The organism is Qipengyuania sp. YIM B01966, assembly GCF_016461955.1.
Classification (GTDB): domain Bacteria; phylum Pseudomonadota; class Alphaproteobacteria; order Sphingomonadales; family Sphingomonadaceae; genus QFOP01.
Genome location: NZ_JADMNM010000003.1, coordinates 63,866 through 85,878 on the forward strand (window position 1 = coordinate 63,866; position 22,013 = coordinate 85,878).

General features: G+C 64.9%; 22 protein-coding genes and 1 tRNA gene. 7 read left to right on the plus strand and 16 right to left on the minus strand.

All coding sequences use genetic code 11. The annotated features are described in order from the left end of the window. Window positions 1-70: 70 nt before the first annotated feature. The 6 genes from ILT46_RS05255 to phoB are packed head-to-tail and all read left to right on the plus strand — an operon-like array spanning window position 71 to window position 6,018. Window positions 71-1,120 carry a substrate-binding domain-containing protein gene (locus ILT46_RS05255; protein ID WP_199503602.1) on the plus strand — a complete coding sequence of 350 codons (1,050 nt, stop codon included), beginning with the start codon at window positions 71-73 and terminating at the stop codon, window positions 1,118-1,120. 15 nt (window positions 1,121-1,135) lie between these two features. Further along, window positions 1,136-2,521 (plus strand): phosphate ABC transporter permease subunit PstC, encoded by a 1,386-nt coding sequence (gene pstC / locus ILT46_RS05260; RefSeq protein WP_199503603.1) that lies wholly within the window; start codon window positions 1,136-1,138, stop codon window positions 2,519-2,521. Then, the gene (gene pstA / locus ILT46_RS05265) at window positions 2,514-3,809 is read left to right on the plus strand and encodes a phosphate ABC transporter permease PstA (protein ID WP_199503604.1); all 1,296 of its coding nucleotides are present in this window, start codon (window positions 2,514-2,516) and stop codon (window positions 3,807-3,809) included. Before pstC ends, pstA begins: the two co-directional genes overlap by 8 nt. A 38-nt stretch (window positions 3,810-3,847) precedes the next feature. Beyond that, window positions 3,848-4,594, plus strand: coding sequence for a phosphate ABC transporter ATP-binding protein PstB (pstB, locus tag ILT46_RS05270; protein WP_233397043.1), 747 nt, complete (start codon window positions 3,848-3,850; stop codon window positions 4,592-4,594). Between the two features lie 11 nt (window positions 4,595-4,605). Beyond that, on the plus strand, window positions 4,606-5,271 hold the full coding sequence (gene phoU / locus ILT46_RS05275) for a phosphate signaling complex protein PhoU (RefSeq protein WP_199503606.1): 666 nt from the start codon (window positions 4,606-4,608) through the stop codon (window positions 5,269-5,271). 60 nt (window positions 5,272-5,331) lie between these two features. Further along, window positions 5,332-6,018: a phosphate regulon transcriptional regulator PhoB gene (phoB, locus tag ILT46_RS05280; protein WP_199503607.1), complete on the plus strand. Its 687-nt coding sequence runs from the start codon at window positions 5,332-5,334 to the stop codon at window positions 6,016-6,018. Between the two features lie 3 nt (window positions 6,019-6,021). Here phoB and ILT46_RS05285 read toward each other — a convergent pair whose 3' ends face one another. After that, window positions 6,022-6,810 carry an extensin-like domain-containing protein gene (locus ILT46_RS05285; protein ID WP_370592343.1) on the minus strand — a complete coding sequence of 263 codons (789 nt, stop codon included), beginning with the start codon at window positions 6,808-6,810 and terminating at the stop codon, window positions 6,022-6,024. Between the two features lie 46 nt (window positions 6,811-6,856). On the opposite strand from ILT46_RS05285, the gene ILT46_RS05290 reads away from it, so the two are divergent. Beyond that, window positions 6,857-8,296, plus strand: coding sequence for an AMP nucleosidase (locus ILT46_RS05290; RefSeq protein WP_199503608.1), 1,440 nt, complete (start codon window positions 6,857-6,859; stop codon window positions 8,294-8,296). A gap of 2 nt (window positions 8,297-8,298) precedes the next feature. Here the strand turns inward: ILT46_RS05290 and rimK are convergent, their stop codons facing one another. The 15 genes from rimK to ILT46_RS05365 all read right to left on the minus strand — a co-directional run bounded on the left by rimK (window position 8,299) and on the right by ILT46_RS05365 (window position 21,849). Further along, entirely contained in the window at window positions 8,299-9,204 is a 906-nt protein-coding gene (gene rimK, locus ILT46_RS05295) for a 30S ribosomal protein S6--L-glutamate ligase (RefSeq protein ID WP_199503609.1), read from the minus strand. A 10-nt stretch (window positions 9,205-9,214) separates the two neighbouring features. Next, window positions 9,215-9,667, minus strand: coding sequence for an ATP-dependent zinc protease family protein (locus tag ILT46_RS05300; protein ID WP_370592344.1), 453 nt, complete (start codon window positions 9,665-9,667; stop codon window positions 9,215-9,217). A 21-nt stretch (window positions 9,668-9,688) separates the two neighbouring features. Beyond that, window positions 9,689-11,569: a M2 family metallopeptidase gene (locus ILT46_RS05305; protein ID WP_199503610.1), complete on the minus strand. Its 1,881-nt coding sequence runs from the start codon at window positions 11,567-11,569 to the stop codon at window positions 9,689-9,691. A gap of 62 nt (window positions 11,570-11,631) precedes the next feature. Beyond that, a complete protein-coding gene (locus tag ILT46_RS05310) occupies window positions 11,632-12,390 on the minus strand; it encodes an alpha/beta fold hydrolase (RefSeq protein ID WP_199503751.1) in 759 nt (252 codons plus the stop codon). Then, a complete protein-coding gene (locus tag ILT46_RS05315) occupies window positions 12,387-12,836 on the minus strand; it encodes a GFA family protein (RefSeq protein WP_199503611.1) in 450 nt (149 codons plus the stop codon). Before ILT46_RS05315 ends, ILT46_RS05310 begins: the two co-directional genes overlap by 4 nt. Then, window positions 12,833-13,477: a 2-hydroxychromene-2-carboxylate isomerase gene (locus ILT46_RS05320; protein WP_199503612.1), complete on the minus strand. Its 645-nt coding sequence runs from the start codon at window positions 13,475-13,477 to the stop codon at window positions 12,833-12,835. The genes ILT46_RS05315 and ILT46_RS05320 overlap by 4 nt, the downstream gene beginning before the upstream one ends. A 7-nt stretch (window positions 13,478-13,484) precedes the next feature. Beyond that, the gene (locus ILT46_RS05325) at window positions 13,485-14,510 is read right to left on the minus strand and encodes an aspartate-semialdehyde dehydrogenase (protein ID WP_199503613.1); all 1,026 of its coding nucleotides are present in this window, start codon (window positions 14,508-14,510) and stop codon (window positions 13,485-13,487) included. Between the two features lie 120 nt (window positions 14,511-14,630). After that, window positions 14,631-15,008 (minus strand): 50S ribosomal protein L19, encoded by a 378-nt coding sequence (rplS, locus tag ILT46_RS05330; protein ID WP_370592345.1) that lies wholly within the window; start codon window positions 15,006-15,008, stop codon window positions 14,631-14,633. Then, entirely contained in the window at window positions 15,005-15,754 is a 750-nt protein-coding gene (gene trmD, locus ILT46_RS05335) for a tRNA (guanosine(37)-N1)-methyltransferase TrmD (RefSeq protein ID WP_199503614.1), read from the minus strand. The genes rplS and trmD overlap by 4 nt, the downstream gene beginning before the upstream one ends. A 43-nt stretch (window positions 15,755-15,797) precedes the next feature. Further along, window positions 15,798-18,587, minus strand: a complete 2,790-nt coding sequence (locus tag ILT46_RS05340; protein WP_199503615.1) for a TonB-dependent receptor — start codon at window positions 18,585-18,587, stop codon at window positions 15,798-15,800. A gap of 170 nt (window positions 18,588-18,757) precedes the next feature. Beyond that, entirely contained in the window at window positions 18,758-19,246 is a 489-nt protein-coding gene (gene rimM / locus ILT46_RS05345) for a ribosome maturation factor RimM (RefSeq protein WP_199503616.1), read from the minus strand. A gap of 8 nt (window positions 19,247-19,254) precedes the next feature. Further along, window positions 19,255-19,782 carry a 30S ribosomal protein S16 gene (gene rpsP / locus ILT46_RS05350; RefSeq protein ID WP_199503617.1) on the minus strand — a complete coding sequence of 176 codons (528 nt, stop codon included), beginning with the start codon at window positions 19,780-19,782 and terminating at the stop codon, window positions 19,255-19,257. Window positions 19,783-19,817: 35 nt separating this feature from the next. Beyond that, window positions 19,818-21,251, minus strand: a complete 1,434-nt coding sequence (gene ffh, locus ILT46_RS05355) for a signal recognition particle protein (protein ID WP_199503618.1) — start codon at window positions 21,249-21,251, stop codon at window positions 19,818-19,820. A 99-nt stretch (window positions 21,252-21,350) separates the two neighbouring features. Next, window positions 21,351-21,426: transfer RNA gene (locus ILT46_RS05360), tRNA-Ala, on the minus strand. A 96-nt stretch (window positions 21,427-21,522) separates the two neighbouring features. After that, the gene (locus ILT46_RS05365; protein WP_199503619.1) at window positions 21,523-21,849 is read right to left on the minus strand and encodes a TIGR02300 family protein; all 327 of its coding nucleotides are present in this window, start codon (window positions 21,847-21,849) and stop codon (window positions 21,523-21,525) included. Between the last annotated feature and the right edge of the window lie 164 nt (window positions 21,850-22,013).

Here is a 22,013-nt window from a genome sequence, read left to right on the forward strand (position 1 = left end):
CCCTTCCCTTTTTGTCACCCGCTTGTCACATGGGCCGCCTAAGCGCGGGCCGCAAACTGAGAGGTTCCCTATGCGTTTGATGACCAAGTTCGGCCTCGCTGCCGTGTCCGCCCTCGCCCTGGCCGCTTGCGGCGATACGGGCGGCGCCGGCGGCGGCACGCGCGATTCCATCCGAGCGGTCGGCTCATCGACCGTCTATCCCTTCGCCAAGGCGGTTGCCGAAGCGTTTGCGCGCAGCAACAGCCAGTTCAAGGCGCCGCTGGTCGAATCGACCGGTACCGGCGGCGGGATCAAGCTGTTCTGCCAGGGTGTCGGCCCGAATACGCCTGACATCGCCAATGCCTCGCGCCGGATGAAGGCGAGCGAATTTGCCGATTGCAAAGCCAATGGCGTTACCGACATCATGGAATTGCAGATCGGCCTCGACGGGCTGGCCTTCGCCTCGTCAAAAGGCGGGATCACGATGAATCTCACCCCGAAGTTTGTTTATGAAGCGATTGCGGCCAACCCCTATGGCCAGCCGCAGACTGCCAAGCTGTGGTCGGACGTTGACCCGTCGTTGCCGCGCCAGCCGATCCTCGTTTACGGCCCCCCCTCCACCTCGGGCACGCGCGATTCGCTGAAGGAACTGGTGCTCGAAGTGGGCTGCACCACCAATGCCGAAATGAAGGCGCTGAAGGATAGCGACGAGGATCGCTACAAGGCGCTGTGCACCGAAGTCCGCAGCGACGGCGCCTATGTCGACCAGGGCGAACAAGACAATCTGATCGTCCAGAAGATTCAGGGCAATCCGCAGGCCGTGGGCGTGTTCGGCTATTCCTATCTGGAAGAAAATGCCGAGAAGCTGCAGGGCCTGACGATGGACGGTTCGGCCCCGACCTATGACAATATCGCTTCGGGTGCCTACCCCTCGGCGCGGCAGATGTATGTTTATGTCAAGAAGGCGCATCTGGGCGCGATCCCGGGTCTGCGCGAATATCTGACCGAATGGACCCGCAGCTGGGGGCCGGATGGCATCCTTACCCGGATCGGCCTGATCGCGTCGCCCGATGATGTCCGCGCGGCGGGTGAAAAGACGGTGACCGACGGCACCGTGATGACCGGCGAAGGCCTGCACTGAGCCTGACGGGCCCCGATGTCGCCTGCCATCCTGCTACTGCTCGCATTGGGGCTCGCGCTGGCCGGATGGCTGGTGGCGCGGGCCCGTGCGTGGAGTTTTCAGGCGATTGACGACGGGGCGCGGCTGAGGGCGCGCCCCAATTATCATGGCTGGTATGTCGCGCTGTGGATCGCGGTGCCGATGGTGCTGTTCGCCGCCTTGTGGGCCGCCATCGCCCCCGGACTGGTGATGCAATCGGTGCTGGCCGACCCGGCCGCGGCCAACCTGCCCGCCTTCGGCTTCCAGCGCCAGACCATGCTCGCCGAAGCGCGTGCGGTGGCAACCGGCGCGGCCAATGCGGTGTTCAACCAGGATGCGGCGGGCCTCGTCGAACCGTTCCGCGCCGCGATCGGCCGGTTCAATCTGATCGGCATCGCCACCACCCTCGCCATCGGTCTCGCCGGCGGGGCGTTCGCCTTCCTGCGGCTGCGGCCCGATTTCGCCGCGCGCACGCGGGTCGAACGCGCGGTGATGGCGCTGCTGCTGCTCGCCTCGATGGTGGCGATCCTGACCACGCTCGGCATCTTTGCCAGTCTGGTGTTCGAAACGGCGCGGTTCTTCGGGATGGTTTCGCCGCTCGATTTCCTGTTCGGCACGCATTGGGGGCCGGACCCGATGGCCAGCGCCGACAATCCCGATGGCAGCCGTTATGGCGCCATTCCGCTGTTCTGGGGCACGATCTTCATCGGTGCCATTATCGCGATGATCGTGGCGATCCCGCTGGGCTTGATGAGCGCGATTTACCTCACCCAATATGCCAGCCCCGCTGCGCGCCGCTGGATCAAGCCGGCGCTGGAGGTTCTCGCCGGGGTGCCGACGGTGGTCTATGGCTATTTCGCCGCGCTGACCGTGGCCCCGGCGATCCGCGATCTGGCGCAGAATATCGGCATTGCCGGCGCGTCGAGCGAAAGCGCGCTGGCCGCCGGGCTGGTGATGGGGGTGATGATCATCCCCTTCGTCTCGTCGATGGCGGATGACAGCATCGCCGCCGTGCCCCAGGCAATGCGCGATGGCAGCCTGGCGATGGGCGCCACCCGCTCCGAAACGATCCGCCGGGTGCTGGTGCCCGCTGCGCTGCCCGGCATCGTCGCCGGGGTGATGCTGGCGATCAGCCGCGCGATCGGCGAAACCATGATCGTGGTAATGGCCGCCTCGACCGCGGCCAATCTGTCGGCCAACCCCCTCGAGGCGATGACCACGGTGACCGTGCAGATCGTCGCCATGCTGACCGGCGAAGGCAGCTTCGATCACCCCGCGACGCTCAGCGCCTTTGCGCTCGGCTTCGTCCTGTTCCTCATCACGCTGGCGCTGAATTTCATCGCCCTGCGCGTCGTCAAGCGGTTCCGCGAGGCTTATGAGTAACGTGATTGCCCAGAACCCAGCTCCCGCCAATGGCGCTGCGCCGGAAGCGGGCCGCACCCCCACCCGCACGCCCGCATTCGAAGCGCGGCTGAAGAAGCGTTATGCCGCTGAACGGCGCTTCAAGGCGGCGGGGCTGGCCGCGATCCTGTTCTCGCTCGCCATGCTGGCCTTCCTGCTGGTGTCGATGACGCTGAACGGGATCGGCGGCTTCCAGCGGGCCGAACTGGCGGTGCCGCTGAACCTGGCGGAAGCCGGCGTCTCGGTTGATCCGTCGCTGCCGCGCGAACAGGCGGTACAGTCGATGGAAATGCAGGGGCTGCCGCAATTCGTCGCCTTTCAGGTTGAAACTGCACTCGGTAGCGGGGCGGCGGCCGAATTGAACGATCAGGCCTGGCGCGAAGTTGCCGGCGCGATTGCCGACGACCCGGCGCTGATGCGCCAGCAGCAGACCTATTGGTTGCCCGCCAGCGCCAAGCTTGCCGCCGGGCTCAACGGCGACGGCTCGCCCGAAATGCGTGCGCTCGCCGCGCAGCTCAAGGATCGCGGGGTGCTCGCCAAGCGGTTCGATCCCGGTTTCCTCGTCCGCGCCGATGCGACCGATCCGCAGAAAGTCGGCATCTGGGGCGCGCTCAAGGGGTCGATCCTGACGATGGCGGTGACGCTGCTGCTGGCGTTCCCGGTCGGCGTGCTGGCGGCGCTCTATCTGGAAGAATTCGCTCCGCGCAATCGCTGGACCGATGTGATCGAGGTGTCGATCAACAATCTCGCCGCGGTGCCCTCGATCATCTTCGGCCTGCTTGGCCTTGCGGTGTTCCTGTGGCTGTTCCCCAATTACCGCTCCGCGCCGCTGATCGGCGGGATGACGCTGGCGCTGATGACCATGCCGGTGATCGTCATTTCTGGGCGCAATGCGATCAAGGCTGTGCCACCCTCCATCCGTGACGGCGCGCTGGCGGTGGGGGCTTCGCCGGTGCAGGTGGTGTTCCACCATGTGCTGCCGCTGGCGCTGCCGGGCATCCTGACGGGCACGATCATCGGCATGGCCCGCGCGCTGGGCGAAACCGCGCCGCTGCTGATGATCGGGATGCGCGCCTTTGTCGCCGCGCCGCCTGACGGCCTGACCTCGCCTGCCACCGTGCTGCCGGTGCAGATCTTCCTGTGGTCCGATGAAATCAGCCGCGGCTTCGTCGAACGCACCTCCGCGGCGATTATCGTGCTGTTACTGTTCCTCCTGCTGATGAATGGCCTCGCCATCTATCTGCGCAACCGTTTCGAGAAGAGCTGGTGACCGTCATCCATTCCAATCTCGAGCCTGTCGATGCCAAGATGACCGCGCGCGATGTGTCGGTGTTCTATGGCGCGAAGAAGGCGATCGACGATGTCTCGATCGACATTCCCAACCGCTATGTGACCGCCTTCATCGGGCCGTCGGGCTGCGGCAAATCGACGTTTCTGCGCACGCTCAACCGGATGAACGACACGATCCCCTCGGCGCGGGTCGAAGGGACGATCGCGCTTGATGGCGACGATATCTACCGCTCGGGGATGGACGTGGTGCAATTGCGCGCACGGGTCGGGATGGTCTTCCAGAAGCCCAATCCGTTTCCGAAATCGATCTACGAGAATATCGCCTACGGCCCGCGCATTCATGGCCTCGCGCAGGGCAAGCCGGAACTCGACGCGGTGGTCGAAAGCTCGCTGCGCCGCGCCGGCCTGTGGGACGAGGTGAAGGACCGGCTGACCGACAGCGGCACCGCTCTGTCTGGCGGGCAGCAGCAGCGCCTGTGCATCGCCCGCGCGATCGCGGTCGATCCCGAAGTCATCCTGATGGACGAGCCGTGCTCGGCCCTCGACCCCATCGCCACCGCTCGGATCGAGGAATTGATCGACGAATTGCGCGGCAGCTATGCCATTGTAATCGTTACACATTCCATGCAGCAGGCAGCCCGCGTCTCGCAGCGGACTGCGTTCTTCCACCTCGGCCAGATCGTCGAATACGGCCGCACCTCGGACATCTTCACCAACCCGCTCGAAGAACGCACCAAGGATTACATCACCGGACGCTACGGGTGAGGAAACAATAAATGGCCGAACACACAGTAAAAGCCTTCGACGAAGACATCACCCGCCTCCGCGGGCTCATCGCCGAGATGGGCGGACTGGCGGAGCTGTCGATTCAGGAAGCGCTTGATTCGCTGATCAAGGGCGATCTCGAACTCGCCGACAAGGTCGTTCGCCGCGACAAGAAGATCGATTCGCTGGAAGCCGAAGTCGACCGCATGGCGGTTCGGATTATCGCCCTGCGCGCGCCCATGGCCGACGATCTGCGCGAAGTCATTGCCGCGCTCAAGATCGCCGGGGTCATCGAGCGGATTGGCGATTATTCGAAGAATATCGCCAAGCGCGTAGGCCAGATCGATGTTCGCAAGCAGTTCGAGCCGCTCACCCTGCTGCCCGCCATGGGCGAGTTGGCGGCTGAAATGGTCCACGACGTGCTCACCGCCTATGCCGCGCGCGATCCGGTGCTGGCGCGGGAGGTGATCGCGGCGGATGAACGGGTGGACAATTTCTACAATTCGATCTTCCGCAACCTCGTCAGCTACATGGTCGAGAACCCGGCAACGATTTCCAGCGCCGCGCAATTGCTGTTCGTCGCCAAGAACATCGAACGGATCGGCGACCATGCAACCAACGTAGCCGAGATGGTGCACTTTGCCGCAACAGGCGATTATCCTGCGGATGCGGACTGACACGGAACTGTCGCAAACCTGCCATAAACGGGCGCGGTAGATGTCATATCGGACCGCCTCATGAACTCCGCAAAACTGCTTCTGGTCGAAGACGACCCGGCGCTCGCCGAATTGCTGGAATACCGCTTCCGCAACGAGGGCTACCGTGTGCGCGTGACCGCCGATGGTGACGAGGCGCTAATGATGGCTGCCGAAGAGCTGCCTGACCTCGTCATTCTCGACTGGATGATCGAGGGCACGAGCGGGATCGAGGTCTGTCGCCGGCTGCGCCGCGACAAGGAAACGGCGCACGTTCCGGTCATCATGCTGACTGCGCGCGAGGCCGAGGACGACCGTATTCGCGGCCTCGAAACGGGCGCCGACGATTATCTGACCAAACCGTTCTCGCCGCGCGAACTTCTCGCCCGCGTCGCTGCCGTGATGCGCCGCATCCGCCCCGCGCTGGCCGGTGAAGCCATTGAGGTCGGGGATCTGCGCCTCGACCCCGTCGCACACAAGGTTCAGCGCCGGGGCGAACCATTACAACTCGGCCCAACCGAATATCGCCTTCTCAAATTCCTAATGGAAAGCCCCGGCCGTGTGTTCAGCCGTGGCCAATTGCTTGACGGTGTCTGGGGAACGGGCAGCGACATCGAGTTGCGGACCGTGGACGTGCATATCCGCCGCCTGCGCAAAGCAATCGAGATTAGCGGCGCACGCGATCCGATACGCACCGTGCGCAGCGCCGGCTACGCGATCGAGGGCTAGACGCTACCGGCACACCCCGCCCCACCCCCGTTCCTGCTGGTCGAGGTGAAAATGGTCGGCGTGCGCAGCGTTATAGGCCGGCGACAGCACCGTCGCGAAGCGAATGCAGGCCCCATCCCGCACCGTCCGCAAAAACTGTCCCTTTGGACCAAGGTCGGTCCAATCCTCCAGCACCGAGACGCGCCGCCCATCCGCCAATACGAACGCTGAAATGTCGATCGCATTACCGGTTGCGTGCTGGCTCCACGCGCCCTGCGTGCGCCCATAAAGCCGCCGACAGGCATACGTGCCCAGATGCTCGATCCGCGTCAGTTCGCTGCCCAATATGTCGCGGGCGGCGGGTGCAACGATCTGCGCCTCCCATTGGGCGAGCCCGGCTGCCACTGCGCAAGTGGTATCCGCATTGCTCGGAGCGAGCGCGGCATCCTCCAGCACGATCCGGTCCGCTCTAAGGCATGGACCAGCGCCCGCCGGGTGACGTTCGACATATGCGACTGCGCTGCGGTCCAGAACCATGCGGCATTGCAATGGGTCGCCACGCAGCGCGGCGAATTTGCGCTGCGTTGCCCAGCCCAGCGGATGGTTAAGGTTGAGCGGAACCAGCGGATTATGTTGGGGATGTTCGTGCAGCGACACCCGCCCGGCCAACAACAGTCCGAACGCGAACAGCAGGATCGCCAACAGCCGATCCGTGCGGAGCAGAGCATGATGGTTCGGGAGGCGATCCTGGCGCATGGGATGATCGTTGCTGTCCATTCCCGCCATACTGCCCGGCGCAATGGCGAGGGTCACCAGCGAACTTTGAAATGTCGCACAAGCCGCGCTAAGCGCGCTGCCGATGGACCATCCTGAAAAGATAATTGCCCAGCTCGGCACCATTTACGCTGAAGCCGTGGAGCGCCTGCGGAGCGATATTCTGGCTTTTGCCCGCAGCGGAACCATCCCGCCCGAAGCCCGCAGGGGCGATGGCAGCTATGCCTATCCCGAACTGCTGCTTCATTTTGACGGTGGCCCGCCCAAAACCGCCCGAAGCATCGCGTTTGGCCGGCTGAACCAGCCCGGGACCTACACTACCACGGTCACGCATCCGGAACTATTCGCCGACTATCTCAGCGAGCAATTGTCGCTGATCGCCGAGGACCATGACGTCCGGATTGAAGTCCGCCCTTCGCGGCAGGAAATCCCGTTTCCCTATGTACTGGATGGGGGCGCCGGCGCCGAACTGGCAGGGATCAGCCCCCAACAGCTCGCACGCCATTTCCCGGCAACCGAGCTTGCGCTGATCGGTGACGAGCTGGCTGACGGCATCGAACTGGACGAAGCGACCGGCACCTATCCGCTGTCGCTGTTCGATGGGCTACGCACTCATTTCAGCCTCGCACGATTGGCACACTATACCGGCACTGATCCGCGCCATTTCCAGCGCTATGTACTGTTCACCAACTACCATCGCTATGTCGACGAGTTCGTCGACCGCGCCGGCGCGCAGGTCGGGCGTGACGGGTACATCGCGCTCGCCGGTGCCGGCGGCCTCTACATCGACAAGCCAACCGAAAATGCCCGTCTGCAATTGTCCGACACCGCATGGCGGCGGCACCAGATGCCTGCCTACCATCTTATAGGTGAGAACCGCAGCGGCATCACGCTGGTCAATATCGGCGTCGGGCCGTCCAACGCCAAGACAATCACTGACCATCTGGCGGTGCTGCGTCCTGAAGCGTGGTTGATGATCGGACATTGCGGCGGATTGCGCCCGACCCAGAAGATTGGCGATTTCGTGCTCGCGCACGCTTATCTGCGGGACGATCACGTGCTCGATCACGTTCTGCCGCCGGAAATCCCCTTGCCCGCCATTGCCGAGGTGCAACAGGCTCTCGCTTCGGCCGCGGAGGAGGTGTCAGGCCAACACGGCGAAAACCTCAAGCACCGTATGCGAACGGGGACGGTGGTAACCACCGACGATCGCAACTGGGAGCTGCGCTATACCAGCTCGGCGCGCCGCCTGTCGCTCAGCCGCGCGGTCGGGATCGATATGGAGAGTGCGACGATCTCGGCACAGGGTTATCGGTTCCGTGTCCCCTATGGCACACTGTTGTGCGTCAGCGACAAGCCGCTGCATGGCGAGATCAAGCTGCCCGGCCAGGCCAACCGCTTCTACGAGCAGGCAATTGCTGCGCACCTTCAGATCGGGATCACGGCGTGCCAGAAGCTGCGTGAGGAGGGCCAGCGGCTGCACAGCCGCAAGTTACGCGCCTTCAACGAGCCGCCGTTCCGTTAGGCCTATCCCTTGCCACGCGTTTGGGTCTTGCCCGCCCTGGCGTTGTCCTCGATGAAGCGAATGATCATGCCGGCGATGTCCTTGCCGGTGGCCTCCTCGATGCCTTCAAGACCGGGCGACGAATTCACCTCCATGATCACCGGGCCATGATTGGACCGCAGCATATCGACGCCGCAGACGTTAAGCCCCATCCAGCGTGCAGCACGCACCGCGCTTGAGCGTTCTTCCGGAGTGATCTTGACCACCTCGGCGCTGCCGCCGCGGTGAAGGTTCGAACGGAAATCGTCAGGCGCGCCGGTGCGCTTCATCGCCGCAACGACCTTGCCCCCGATCACGAAGGCGCGGATGTCGGTGCCCCCGGCTTCCTTGATGAACTCCTGCACCAGGATGTTCACATTGGCCCCTCTGAACGCCTCAATGACCGATTTTGCGCTGCTGAGCGTTTCTGCGAGGACCACGCCAATGCCCTGTGTGCCTTCGAGAAGCTTGATCACCACCGGCACTCCGCCGACTGCCTGAATGACCTCATCGGTCTGGCGCGGATCGTGAGCGAATGCGGTCAGCGGCAAGCCGAGGCCATGCTTGGCGAGGATCTGCATCGACCGCAGCTTGTCGCGGCTGCGGCCGATCGCGACACTTTCATTGAGCGGCCAGACGCCGCCCATCTCGAACTGGCGTAAAATTGCGAGGCCGTATTGGGTGATAGACGAGCCGATGCGCGGAATGACCGCGTCATAGCCTGTCAGCACCTGCCCGTTATAGCTCACCGTCGGACGATGCGAGGCGATTTGCACCGTGCAGCGCAGCGTATTGAGCACGTCGAGCGAATGCCCACGCGCTTCGGCCGCCTCGACCAGGCGTTGATGCGAATAAAGCTCGGCATTGCGCGCGAGCATGGCGATTTTCATAGGTTGGCCATCATCCGAGTATGCGTTTCCGGGCGCGGGCGGGTGATTGCAGGTACGACCGCGCCGGGTTGACGACGAATCGGCTGCGGAGCGCCGTACGCCCGATCAGGATCGGGAATACCATGTCCGACCGGTCCGCGAGACTGAATTCGGCGCGGAAGGCGGTGTCGCCGATGCGGATCTGCGTCTTGACGATAAGCCGCTCCTCGGCCTCGCCGTTGGAGCTGGTAATCGTCCGTCGATCCACCCTGATTGCCTCGCACACCTGCTGCACCTTCTGCGGGGCATAATCGATTGCGAAGCGGACATATTCGCGCTCACCCTTGCGGAAGGTTTCGAGCACGTGTGCGTGCAGGGCGGAGGTGCGCGCGCCCGTGTCGATCTTGGCCTGCGCGCCCTCGATGCCGAGATCGGGCAAGGCCACCATCTCGCGCCAGCCCAGCATGATCAGGTCGCGCTTCACCGGCACACCGCGCGCGGGGCGTTACCAGCCGGTCGGTTTGCCGCGGTTTTGTTCGTTGAGCCAGGATTGCAAGGGGGCGAAATATTCTATCATTGCGCGACCGCTCATCTGGCGGGTGCCGGTGAACGCTTCGAGCGCGTCGGGCCAGGGCCGCGAGGCGCCCATTTCCAACATCGCGTTCATCCGTTCGCCGACCTGCCGGTTGCCATAGAACGAGCAGCGGTGGAGCGGCCCCGTCCACCCGGCCTGCTGGCACGCCGCCTGATAGAACTGGAACTGCAGAATCCGGGCGAGGAAATAGCGGGTATAGGGCGTGTTCCCCGGAATGTGATATTTCGCGCCCGGATCGAACGCATCGGCCGGTCGCGCAGTGGGCGGTGTGATGCCCTGATATTGCCGCCGCAGATCGGTCCACGCGGTGTTATATTGCGCCGGCGCAATCGAGCCGTCGAACACCCCCCAGCGCCAGCGATCGACCAACAGGCCGAAGGGCAGGAAGGCCACCTTGTCCATCGCCTGGCGCAAGAGCAGCCCGATATCCTTGTCGGCGCTGGGTACCTGGGCACGATCAAGCAGGCCGATCTGCACCAGATATTCGGGCGTGATCGACAGCGCGATGGCATCGCCGATCGCCTCGTGGAACCCGTCATTGGCGCCGTTCAGATGCAGGAAGCTCTGACCATTATAGGCCCGCTGATAATAATTGTGCCCCAGCTCGTGATGGATGGTGATGAAATCATCGGCATTGGGCTTGATGCACATCTTGATCCGCAGATCGTCGACATTGTCGATATTCCACGCGCTCGCATGGCAGACCACCTCGCGGTCGGCGGGCTTGACGAACATCGAACGCTGCCAGAAGCTCTGCGGCAGCGGTTCAAAGCCCAGCGAGGAGAAGAACCCTTCGCCCACGCGCACCATATCGGTCGGGCTATAACCCTTCTTCTCGATCAGCTCGGTCAGATCATAGCCAATGTCGCCTGCGCCTGCCGGCGCCACCAGCGGATAGATATTGCCCCATTCCTGCGCCCACATATTGCCGAGCAGATCGGCGCGGATCGGGCCGGTCGGCGGCTGCACCGCGTCGCCATATTTCTCGTTCAGTTTCCAGCGGACATAGGTGTGCAGGCTCTCGTAGAGGGGCCGCACTTCCTGCCACAGCCGCTCGGTTTCGGCGGCGAAATCGTCGGCCGGCATATCATAGCCCGAGCGCCACATCGCGCCGACATCGCGGAAGCCCAGTTCGCCCGCGCCCTGATTGGCGATCTCGACCATCCGCGCATAATCGGTCCGCATCGGCGCGCCGACATTGTTGTGCCAACTGGTCCACATCTCGGCGAGTTCCGCCGGGGTGCGGTTGATATTGCCCATCTCGGCTTCAATGTCGGACCCGTTGATCTCCCGCCCGTTCAGCGTCCCCTTGCCGCGCCCGTAAGCGGAATTGAGCCGGGTCGCGATCTCGTTCAATTCGGTCGCCGCGCCCGCGGTGGTCGGCGCGGGCAGGACGATCCCGTTCCGCAGAATGTCGAGCTTGCGCGCCACCACCGGGTCGAGCCCCGCCACGCGGGCATAGCGCGCCGCGTCGAGCGCATAGCGGACGGTCTTTTCGGTCCCCTCGGCACCGATACGCGCATTCAGCGCATCGGTATCTTCGGTGATATAGGTGTTGTTGACCCACGCCACTCGGCCCGCCTGGACGGTGAAATCAGCCAGGTCCTTTTCCACCGCGGCGACGAATTGCGCGGCGCCTTCCGGCGTCATCGGATAGGCCGGTGAGCCCGTGTCTGTGGCGGCGGTGCTGACCGGAGCCGCCGGCGTCGAGATCGGTTCGGCCAAGGCTTGCGCGCAGGCGGAGGTGGCAAGCGATACGGCAATGGCGGCTAGCGCGGGGGCAAGTTTCATCGGGGTAACCCTCAACCAATTTTCGACTATTGCGCCCGGTCTGAACCGCCACCCGCGCCGAATCAAGGGGCGCTGAGAAAGCGGACGATTTCCTCCCCCAGTTCGGGCTTGGTGACGCTGCTCATATGGGTGCCGGGGATCTCGACCAGCGCGGCATCGCCCAGCGCTTCGGCCAGCGCATGGGGCGAACCGTTGTCGCGGTCCTCGCGCCCGCACAGCACTAGCGTCGGCATGGTTATCCGCGCCAGCTCGGCCGGATCGGTATCGCCGACCGATTGCAGCAACAGCCGCGCGGCGACCCGGTCGACCTTTTGCGTTTTCATGAAGCTGACTGCGAAGAACGCCGGATCGCCCTGCCGCACGGTGTCGAACCGGTCGATCGCGTCGATGAAGAAGGCGCTGCGCCGCGCCCAGCCGGCGAGCCCCTCAAGCCCCATCCCGCCCAGCACCAGCCGGCGCGGGTGAAGCCCGGCAACCACGGCCCGCGCCGCCGTGCGCGCGCCGAGCGAGAAGCCGACCAGATCGTAATCCGTCAGCCCCAGCCGATCCACCAGCGCCGCCACATCGCGCACCAGCACATCGACCGGATAGGCGGCGGGATCGTGCGGATGCGCGCTGTCGCCGTGCGCGCGCAGATCGGGCATGATCGCGGCAAAGCCCGCCTCGGCCAGCGCCTGCGCGGTGCCGAATTTGATCCAGTTGGTCCGCGCATCGGAAAACAGCCCGTGCAGCAGGATAACCGGGCGCCCCTCACCCAGCCTGTGCAGCGCAAGGCTGGTGCCGTCGAACGAGGTGATGTGCGACTTCGCGGGATTGCTCATTTCGGCCAGACCAGCGCCATCCATTCCTCGTTCGTGCGCGGCTGTTCCGCCATCACCAGCGCGTCGGGAGGGAGAACGATCCACGGTTGCTTGCTGCGTACCCAGATATGGGCATGGGGCTCCACCTCGGCGCTGCGATCGAGCGTGCCGCAGCGCAGGCTCGCCATGCCGGGTCGTTCATCGTTGATCGCATAGATGCGGGTCTTGCATTGGGCGCAGCCGACAATCTGCGATTTCGCCCTGCTGGGCTGCACATACCATCCGCAATCGGTCTCGCCCTCGAGGTGGACGTCGCCTGTGCCGACCAGCATATGTTCGCTGAACGCGCTCCCCGTGCGCGACTGGCAATCGGTGCAGTGGCACGCATAGGGCAGCATGCGAAACTCGTTGGTCAGCCGATAACGGACCTGCCCGCACAGGCAGCCGCCGGTAAGTTCGCCCTTCATCGCGCCCGCAATCCCTTCTGCTCCATCCGCCAGATCGCCAGGGCGATGCGGTCCTGCCCGAAGAACGGCTCGCCATCGAACACCAGTGTCGGCACGCCCCAGTGGCCGGCAGCTTCCAATGCCTGCTGGTTGGCGGCGATCTCGCTGTCGAGCGCGTCCGGTTCGGCGGCGATTTCGGCTTCCACCTCGGCGGGGTCGAGGCCGGCGCGGGTGAGCGCGCCGGCAAGGTGCGGCCCTTCGTGCCAGCCTTCCTGCCCGCCCCAGATCAGCCTGCCCGCCTCGTGCGCGAAGGCAAGGCCCGCCCCCCGCCGGGCGGCCGCCTGCCCCAGCCGCGTCACCCGGCGAATATAGGGCTGTTCGGATGCAATCGCGCGGGTCGCGCGGTCCTGCACGATCGGATCGGGGCGCGGCGGGCCAAACGCGATACCCTCAAACTGCGCCACCCGCAGCACGTCGAGCATGGTATAGCGCAGCCACAGCGGATGATTGCGTTCGAAGAAGTCGGGCTGGCGAATGGCTAGTGGATAGACCGGCCGCAGCGTGATGGTAACGGCGCGCGTTTCGGCCAGCTCGCGATAGCGGCCGAGCGCGAGGTAGGAATAGGGGCTGCGAAAGCTGACAAACAGATCGGCCGACAGCACCGCCCGCTCAGCCTTTCTTCAGGTGCCGCCGGCCGAGCAGTTCGGCGATCTGCACCGCGTTCAGCGCTGCGCCCTTCCTCAGATTGTCGCTGACGCACCACAGGGTGAGGCCGCTATCGACCGTGGGATCCTCGCGCACGCGGCTGACATAGGTGGCGCCGTCACCTGCTGCCTCGACTGGGGTAACGTATCCGCCATCCTCGCGCTTGTCGATCAGCATCACGCCAGGCGCCTCGCGCAGAATGTCCTGCGCCTGTTTGGCCGACAGCTCCCGCTCGAACTCGATATTGACCGCTTCGGAATGGCCGACGAACACCGGGACTCGCACGCAGGTGGCGTTGAGCTTGATGTTGGGGTCGAGGATCTTCTTGGTCTCGACCACCATCTTCCATTCTTCCTTGGTCGAGCCGTCGTCCATGAAGCTGTCGATATGCGGGATGACGTTGAACGCGATCTGCTTGGTGAACTTCCGCGGTTCGATCTCGTCGCCGACGAAGATCGCGCGGCTCTGTTCGAACAGCTCGTCCATGCCTTCCTTGCCCGCGCCCGAGACGGACTGATAGGTCGAGACGACCACCCGCTTGATCGTCGCCGCATCGTGCAGCGGCTTCAGCGCGACGACCAGCTGCGCGGTCGAGCAGTTGGGATTGGCGATGATATTGCGCGCGGTATAGCCGTCGATCGCCTCGGGGTTCACCTCGGGCACGATCAGCGGCACGTCGGGGTCCATCCGGTAGAGCGAGGAATTGTCGATCACCACGCAGCCCTGGCTGGCCGCCTTGGGGGCGTAGATCTGGGTCGGCCCGCTGCCGACGGCGAACAGCGCGATATCCCAGCCGGTGAAATCGAAATGTTCGATATTCCTGACCTTGAGCATCCGGCCGGTTTCGCCGAATTCGACCTCGCTCCCGGTGGAACGGCTGCTGGCAACAGCGGCGACCTCGTCCACCGGGAATTCGCGTTCGGCCAGAATGGCGAGCATTTCGCGCCCGACATTGCCCGTGGCCCCGACGACGACGACGCGATAACCCATCTTGATGTGCACTCCGCTGGCTGCTGCCCGCCTGCCCTATGGGACGGCGGGGGGAAAGAAAAGGGGCGCCCCGGCCCTGCCGGAACGCCCCCTTGCAATCGCTGATGCGATATGGCCGGCTCAGCTGGCCTTGGGCGCGTTTTCGCGGCGTTCGGCGATACGCGCGCGCTTGCCGGTGCGGCCGCGCAGATAATAAAGCTTGGCCCGGCGCACGATGCCGCGGCGGACCACGGTGATGCTTTCGACGATCGGCGCATAAAGCGGGAACACGCGTTCCACCCCTTCGCCAAAGCTCATCTTGCGGACGGTGAAATTGCTGCCCATCCCGCGGTTCGAGCGGGCGATGACGACGCCTTCGAAGTTCTGCACACGTTCGCGCGTGCCTTCGATCACCTTCACGCCGACGCGCACGGTGTCACCCGGGCGGAATTCGGGAATATCCTTGCCATCGGACAGCGAGGCAATGGCTTCGGCTTCGAGTTGCTGGATCAGGTTCACTGGTCCGGTTCCTTCGTTTCGCGCTGCGCATCAGAGGCAGGTCGGGCCCGAGCGCCACTGTAGCGCTCCCAAAGGTCCGGCCTGCGTAACCGTGTGTCCTGTTCCCTGCGTGCCTTGCGCCACGCAGCGATCTTCGCATGATCCCCCGATCGCAGCACTTCAGGGATCGTGCGCCCTTCCCATTCGAATGGTCGGGTATAGTGCGGATATTCGAGCAGCCCTTCCTCGAAGGATTCCTCGGCTCCGCTGTCGGGGGCGCCCATTACGCCGGGAAGCAGCCGAATGCAAGCATCGAGCAGCGCCAGCGCCGCCGGCTCGCCGCCCGACAGGATGATGTCGCCAAGGCTCACCTGCTCGATAGCCGGGCGGGCGTCGAACAGGCGTTCGTCGAACCCTTCGAACCGGCCGCACAGGATGGTGACTCCCGGCCCCACCGCCAGCGCCCGCACCCGTTCCTGCGTCAGCGGCGCGCCGCGGGGGGTCATCGCGAGGATCGGGATCGCGGGCGCAAGCGCCGCGGCATGATCGACCGCGCGGGCGACCACATCGGCGCGCAGCACCATCCCCGCCCCGCCGCCCGCGGGCGTATCATCCACCGTCCGGTGGCGATCGGTTGCAAAATCGCGGATCTGCACCGCCTCGAGCGACCAGGTCCCCGCCGCCAGCGCCCGCCCGGCGAGCGAGACGCCCAGCGGGCCGGGAAACATCTCGGGGTAAAGCGTCAGGATGGTCGCGGCGAACGGCATACCCGCGCCATGCTGTGCAGGCGCGGGTATGGCAAGGGAGCGCTCAGAAGTTCAGCTTGATCCCGCTGAACAGCGTGTAGCCGAAGCGTTCATATTCATACACCCGCTCGCGGCTGCCGAAATAGCGCACGCCGGGCGAATTGGTCAGATTCTTGGCTTCGAAAAAGGCGGTGAAGTTGGGCGTCACCTGCGCGCTGGCCGTGAAGTCGAGCTGCCCGCGCCCTTCCCAGTAAAGGTCCATTGCCGGAACATCCGCATTGATCTCGTCGAGATAATCCGAGCGGTCGGTGTAGCTCAGCCGCGCGCTCAGCGTATCGTTCTCGAAATATACCGAGGCGTTGTAGGTGTGCTTCGACTGGCCCGGCAGCGGGAACACGCTGCGCCCGGCATAGGGCGAGGCCACGTTGATGTCGGCTTCGGTATAGGTGTAGTTGGCAAACACCCCGAAATGGCTGAGGAAGCCGGGGAGGAAAGTAAACTTCTGGTTCCACGCCACCTCAAACCCGTAAAGCGAGCCGTCCGGCGCGTTTTCCGGGCGGGTGAACAGCGCGTCCTGCCCCCGATAGGTGCCCGCCCGCGTCAGCGTGTAGCGGTAATCCGACAGATCCTTGTAGAACCCGGCGATCGAAATCAGCCCCAGCGGCTCGACATAATATTCGAGCGCCAGATCAGCATTGTTCGACAGCGTCGGCTGCAATTCGGGGTTGCCGCTCTCGACGACGATCACGTTGCCATCGGTTTCTTCCACCACCCGGGGCACCAGATCGACAAAGTTCGGCCGGTTGATCCCCCGCGTGAGCGCCGCGCGCAGCAGCAGGTTTTCGGTGAAGGCGTGGCGGATGGTGAGGTTGGGGAACACATTGGTGTATCGGGCGCTGGCCGCCGCCTCGCCAATCGCACCCGTATCGTCGTTGAAGGTCGGCGCCGCACCATCGAATGCCGTGCGTTCAACACGCACGCCGGCGATCACATCGGTCGCGCCGAAATCGGCCCGCGCCATGACATAGCCGGCGAGGATCTGTTCATCGGCGGTGTAATCGGCCGTGATCGAATCGGGCATACGGCGCGGCGACCGGCTGCGCTGCGCGTCGAGATAGGCATTGGCGAGGTCCGGATTGATCTTCCGGCCCAGGAAGTAATCGTAATTCTGCGACGGCTGGCCCGACAGCATCTGGGGCAGCGTCAGCGCCGGGGCCGATCCTGCCGCCCGGTCACGCTGGCGTTCCTCGTCAGCTACCACAGTGCGGTCACGCCAGGCGACACCGGCCCGCAGTTCCAGCTCGTTCGCACCCATCGGCACCGGCAACGCAATGTTGCCGCGCGCGCTCCATTCCTCGTTATTGGTGATGTTGTTGCGGAAGGTGTTTTCGCGGAACGCATACCGATCCGTCTGCAGATGTTCGCCGGTGCGGAACAGCGAGAAGGCCGGATTGTCGGGGTTGCTGTAATCGTAGCTCAGCGTCGGGCGCAGCGACGAGCGGAACAGCAGCTCGTTACGCCGGGGATAGAACTGGTCCGACGTGCTGTAGCTGCCGCTGTAGTCGACCAGCGCCGTACCCAGGCGATGTTCGCCCCCGGCAGTCACCGTCAGGATTTCGTTCTGCTGAACGCGGTGGCGGAACTGCTTCTCAAGCCGCGCCTTCGTGAAGGTGGCGGTGGTATCCGTCGCGCCGGGCTGAAGCTCGCCATCTTCCCAGATGATCCCCAGCCGGTTGCGGAATTCGTCATCCTTGAACCGGGCAAACGAGCCGCGCAGATAAATCCGCGATTCCGGCGTCGGCTTGGCTTCGATCCCGCCGGTCACCGCCCAGCGTTCGCGCCGCGTGTCGTAATCCTTGAACAGGTTTTCGATAATGCCGAACACCTCGCCCCCTTCGGGCCGGGTCAGCACGTCCCAGACGCTTTCGACGTTATCGACCTGGCGGTCGGTGCGCGAATAGCTGCCCGAGACGACGACGCCGAGATTGCGATCAGCGCCGAAGCGAGTGCTGGCGAAGGCCGAACCGCGAACGTCGCTGCCGCCATACTGGTTGATGCTGCCGCCGAACGAAGCATTGAACCGCGACCGGCGGCTATCGAACGCCGAGCGGGTGACCACGTTGATCGCCCCCGAGATCGAATCGGCATTCTGGCTGGGCAGCAGCGTCTTGGTCACTTCGAGCGAATTGATGATATCCGAGGGCAGCGTGTCGAGATCGACCGCACGGGTCGTCGGATCGAGCGCGGAGACCGCCACGCCATCGACCGCGACCGCCGAAAATTCCGCCGGTGCGCCGCGCACATTGATATAGCGGCCTTCGCCCTGGTCGCGCTCAATCGAAATGCCGACAACACGCTGCAGCGCCTCGGCGATGTTGGGGTCGGGGAAGCGGCCGACATCGTCGGCGGACAGCACATTGGTGGCATTGTCGGCATTGCGCTGCTGGTTGAGCGCGCGGACAGTGCCGCTGGCGATGGCGCCGGTGACGATGATCGTTGCCTCGCCCGGCGCGACCAGCACCGCGTTGCCGCGTTCTTCCGGCGCGATGCGCTGAGTGAAGGTCTCGCGTCCGATATAATCGACCTGCAAGGTCACGTCGCCCGCCACCGGCGCGGTGGCAAACGTGAAATAGCCCTGGCGATCGGTCACCGCCTGAGCGCCGGTTTCGACGATGGTGACGCGGGCCCCGGGCAGGCCGCGGCCCTGATCGTCGAGGACGACGCCGGCGACGCTCTGGCTCTGCGCGGCGGGGGTGTCGGCGGCGCTGTGGGTCTGCGCCTGGGCGAGCGGCGCAGCGAGCGCACCGGCAACGGCAAGGGCCAGCACGCTGGCGCCGCGGAAGGTCATGGTCATGGTGTGTCCTGTCATCAGCGAGGAGGTGTTGGCCCGCCGATGGCCCGCTTTCATTGCGCGCGATTGACACGGCGGTGACAGCACTGTGAATTGTGTGACAGGATGAAGAATGGCGGCTTGGCGGCCTCCGGCTGTGGGATTTGCGCCACAGCGTATTTGGCGCGCCCGCCTCAGGGCTGGTCGTAATGGTGCGAGAGGGTCAGCCCGCTATCGCTCCAGCCGATCACCGCCGCCGGGGTCAGCGGCACCATGAAGCTGCGCCCATCGGGGCGTTTGATCTCGATAATGTCGCTGGCGCCGAAATTCTCGACCGCGATGACGGTGCCGACGGCTGTGCCGGTATCGCTCGTCACGGGCAGGCCGAGCAGGTCGGCATGATAGAACTCGCCCTCCTCCAGCGCCGGGAGGGAGGAGCGCGGGACGCTGAGCGTGGTGCCACGCAGCGCCTCGGCCGCGGTGCGGTCGGTGACGCCGGCAAAGCGGGCGACCGCCCCGCCCTTATGGTCGCTGCGGAGCTTTTCGAGCTGCATTGCGCCGCCATTGAACAGCCGGTGCGCGCCTAGGCTCTCGATGCTTTCGCCGAACAGTTTCAACCGGACCTCGCCCGCCACGCCATGCGCGCCGGTAATGGCGGCCAGCGTGACGGGGCGGTCGGTCATGGCAGGGTTCAGCCTTCGGCCTGTTCTTCGCTGGCGGGCGCTTCGTCCGCAGCAGGAGCGTCCTCGGCAGGAGCGGCGTCCTCGGCGGCAGCCTCCTCGGCCGGAGCAGCATCCTCGGCCGGCGCCGCTACTTCAGCGGCAGCTTCTTCAGCCGGAGCGTTCGCCTCTTCCTCGGCCGCCTTGGCGGCTTCCTCGGCTTCGGCAGCCTTGGCGGCGCGTTCTTCGGCGCGTTCCTTGGCCTTTTCGCCCGGCTCGGCCTTCTTCGGGTTGTTGCGCGCGGCGCGTTCGAGCACGCCCGCCGCGTCGAGGAACCGGTGGACGCGGTCGGTCGGCTGCGCGCCGACGCCCAGCCAGTAACGGGCGCGATCCTCGTTCAGCTTGACGCGGTTCATATCATCCTTGGCGAGCAGCGGGTTGTAGGTGCCGATTTGCTCGAGATAGTTGCCGTCGCGCGGGCTGCGGCTGTCGGCCACAACGATGCGATAATACGGACGCTTCTTGGCGCCGCCGCGCGACAACCGGATTGCAACTGCCATTTCAACTTACCTTTCTGATGTAACCTGTTCAAAAATCACTTTTTCATGCCGGGCAAACCGGGCAGGCTGCCAGCGCCGGGCAGGCCGCCCAAGCCCGGCCCGAGCCCCGGCATTGCCGCGCCCATGCCGCCCTTGCCGAACAACGCGCCCAGCCCCTTGAGGCCGCCCATCTTGCGGATCTGCTTCATCGCGCGGGACATTTCCTGGTGCATCTTGAGCAGACGGTTGACGTCCTGCACGTCGGTGCCCGACCCGGCCGCCACGCGCCGCTTGCGCTTGGCGTTGAGCAATTCGGGGCGGGCGCGCTCGGCCGGGGTCATCGAGCCAATGATCGCGTCCATCCGCAGCAGCAGCCGGTCATCCACCCCGCTTTCGGCCATCGCGGCCTTGGCCTTCTTCATGCCCGGCAGCATCCCGGCGAGCATGCCGAGGCCGCCCATCTGGGTCATCTGGCGCAATTGGGTGCGCAGATCGTTCAGATCGAACTGCCCCTTGGCCATGCGCTTGGCGAGCGCCTCGGCCTCTTCTTCCTTGACCACCGAGGCAGCGCGTTCGACCAGGCTGACGACATCGCCCATGCCGAGGATGCGCCCGGCCACGCGCGAGGGATTGAACGCCTCGAGCGCGTCGAGCTTTTCGCCGGTGCCGGCAAACTTGATCGGCTTGCCGGTGACGTGCCGCATCGACAGCGCCGCACCCCCGCGCGCATCGCCGTCCATCCGGGTGAGCACAACACCGGTCAGATCGACCTCGCCCGCAAAGCTCTGCGCGACGTTAACCGCGTCCTGCCCGGTCAGCGAATCAACCACCAGCAGCGTTTCGACCGGCTGGGCGATGGCCGCCACGGCCTTCATCTCGGCCATCAGCGCATCATCGACATGGAGCCGGCCGGCGGTGTCGAGCAGCAGCACATCGACCGCCTGGAGCCGCGCGCTTTCGACCGCGCGACGGGCAATATCGACCGGCTGCTGGCCAACGATGATCGGCAGCGTCGCCACATCGACCTGCGTGCCGAGCACGGCGAGCTGTTCCTGCGCGGCGGGGCGATTGACGTCGAGCGACGCCATCAGCGCCTTCTTGCCGTGCTTTTCCCGGATAAACCGCGCCAGCTTGGCCGTGGTGGTGGTCTTGCCCGAGCCTTGCAGGCCGACCATCATGATCACCACCGGCGGGCGCGCGTCGAGCGTCAGGCCCGGCTGATCGTCGCCGCCGAGCATCTCGGTCAGCTCGTCGCTGACGATCTTGACCACCTGCTGGCCCGGCGTGACCGAGCGCAGCACTTCCTGCCCGATCGCCTTTTCGGTCACATTGTAGATGAACCGGCGCACCACCGGCAGCGCGACATCGGCTTCGAGCAGGGCGACGCGCACCTCGCGCATCGCATCGCGCACATCCTGTTCGGACAGCGCGCCGCGGCCGCGCAGGCGGTCGAACACGCCGCCAAGACGATCGGACAGGCTGTCGAACATCACACCATCTCCTGCGCCGACACACTGCCGGGCATCATGCGAAAAACGCCGGCGGACGAAACCTCGTCAGCCAGCGTGCTTTCAGAACTCTTTATCCGATGGTGGAGCCGAGGGGGATCGAACCCCTGACCTCTACAATGCCATTGTAGCGCTCTCCCAGCTGAGCTACGGCCCCGTTCCATCGATGTTCCGGCCTGGGAGCCGGGAAGCAGCCCTTTATGGGCGGCTCAAACGCAAATCAAGCCCAATCTGGAACGCGTGGTTGCGGGGATCAGTGATCCTCGTCCTCGTCATTGCCGGTGTCGACACCGAGGTCGTCATCGCCGCCCAGATCGACATCGGCATCGGGCGAGGCCTGATCGTCATCGACGTCGATATCGTCGAGATCATCGCCGCCCAGATCGCTGTCGGCATCGGCTTCCTTGTCGGCCTTCTTCGGATCGTCGAACGGGATCGGCTGCTTCGATTTCAGCACCGGTTCGGGGAACCACTGCTCGCTGCATTCGATGCACTGGACCGGCTCGTCCTTGCCGAGATCGTAGAAGCGGGTGCCGCACTTCGGGCACGAACGCTTGGTGCCCCATTCTGCCTTGACCATGACCATTCCTTGCCTGACCCGCCACCCGGCCGGGCAACGGTGGAAACTCTGTTTATCGCTTGATGGGGGCGGCCATGCCCGGCTGCAAGACCGGGCGGCCCGGCCCCGGGCGCGGGGCGCGCCTTGCCATAGGGCAATGCCACTGTCAAAAGCAGCGCGCATCG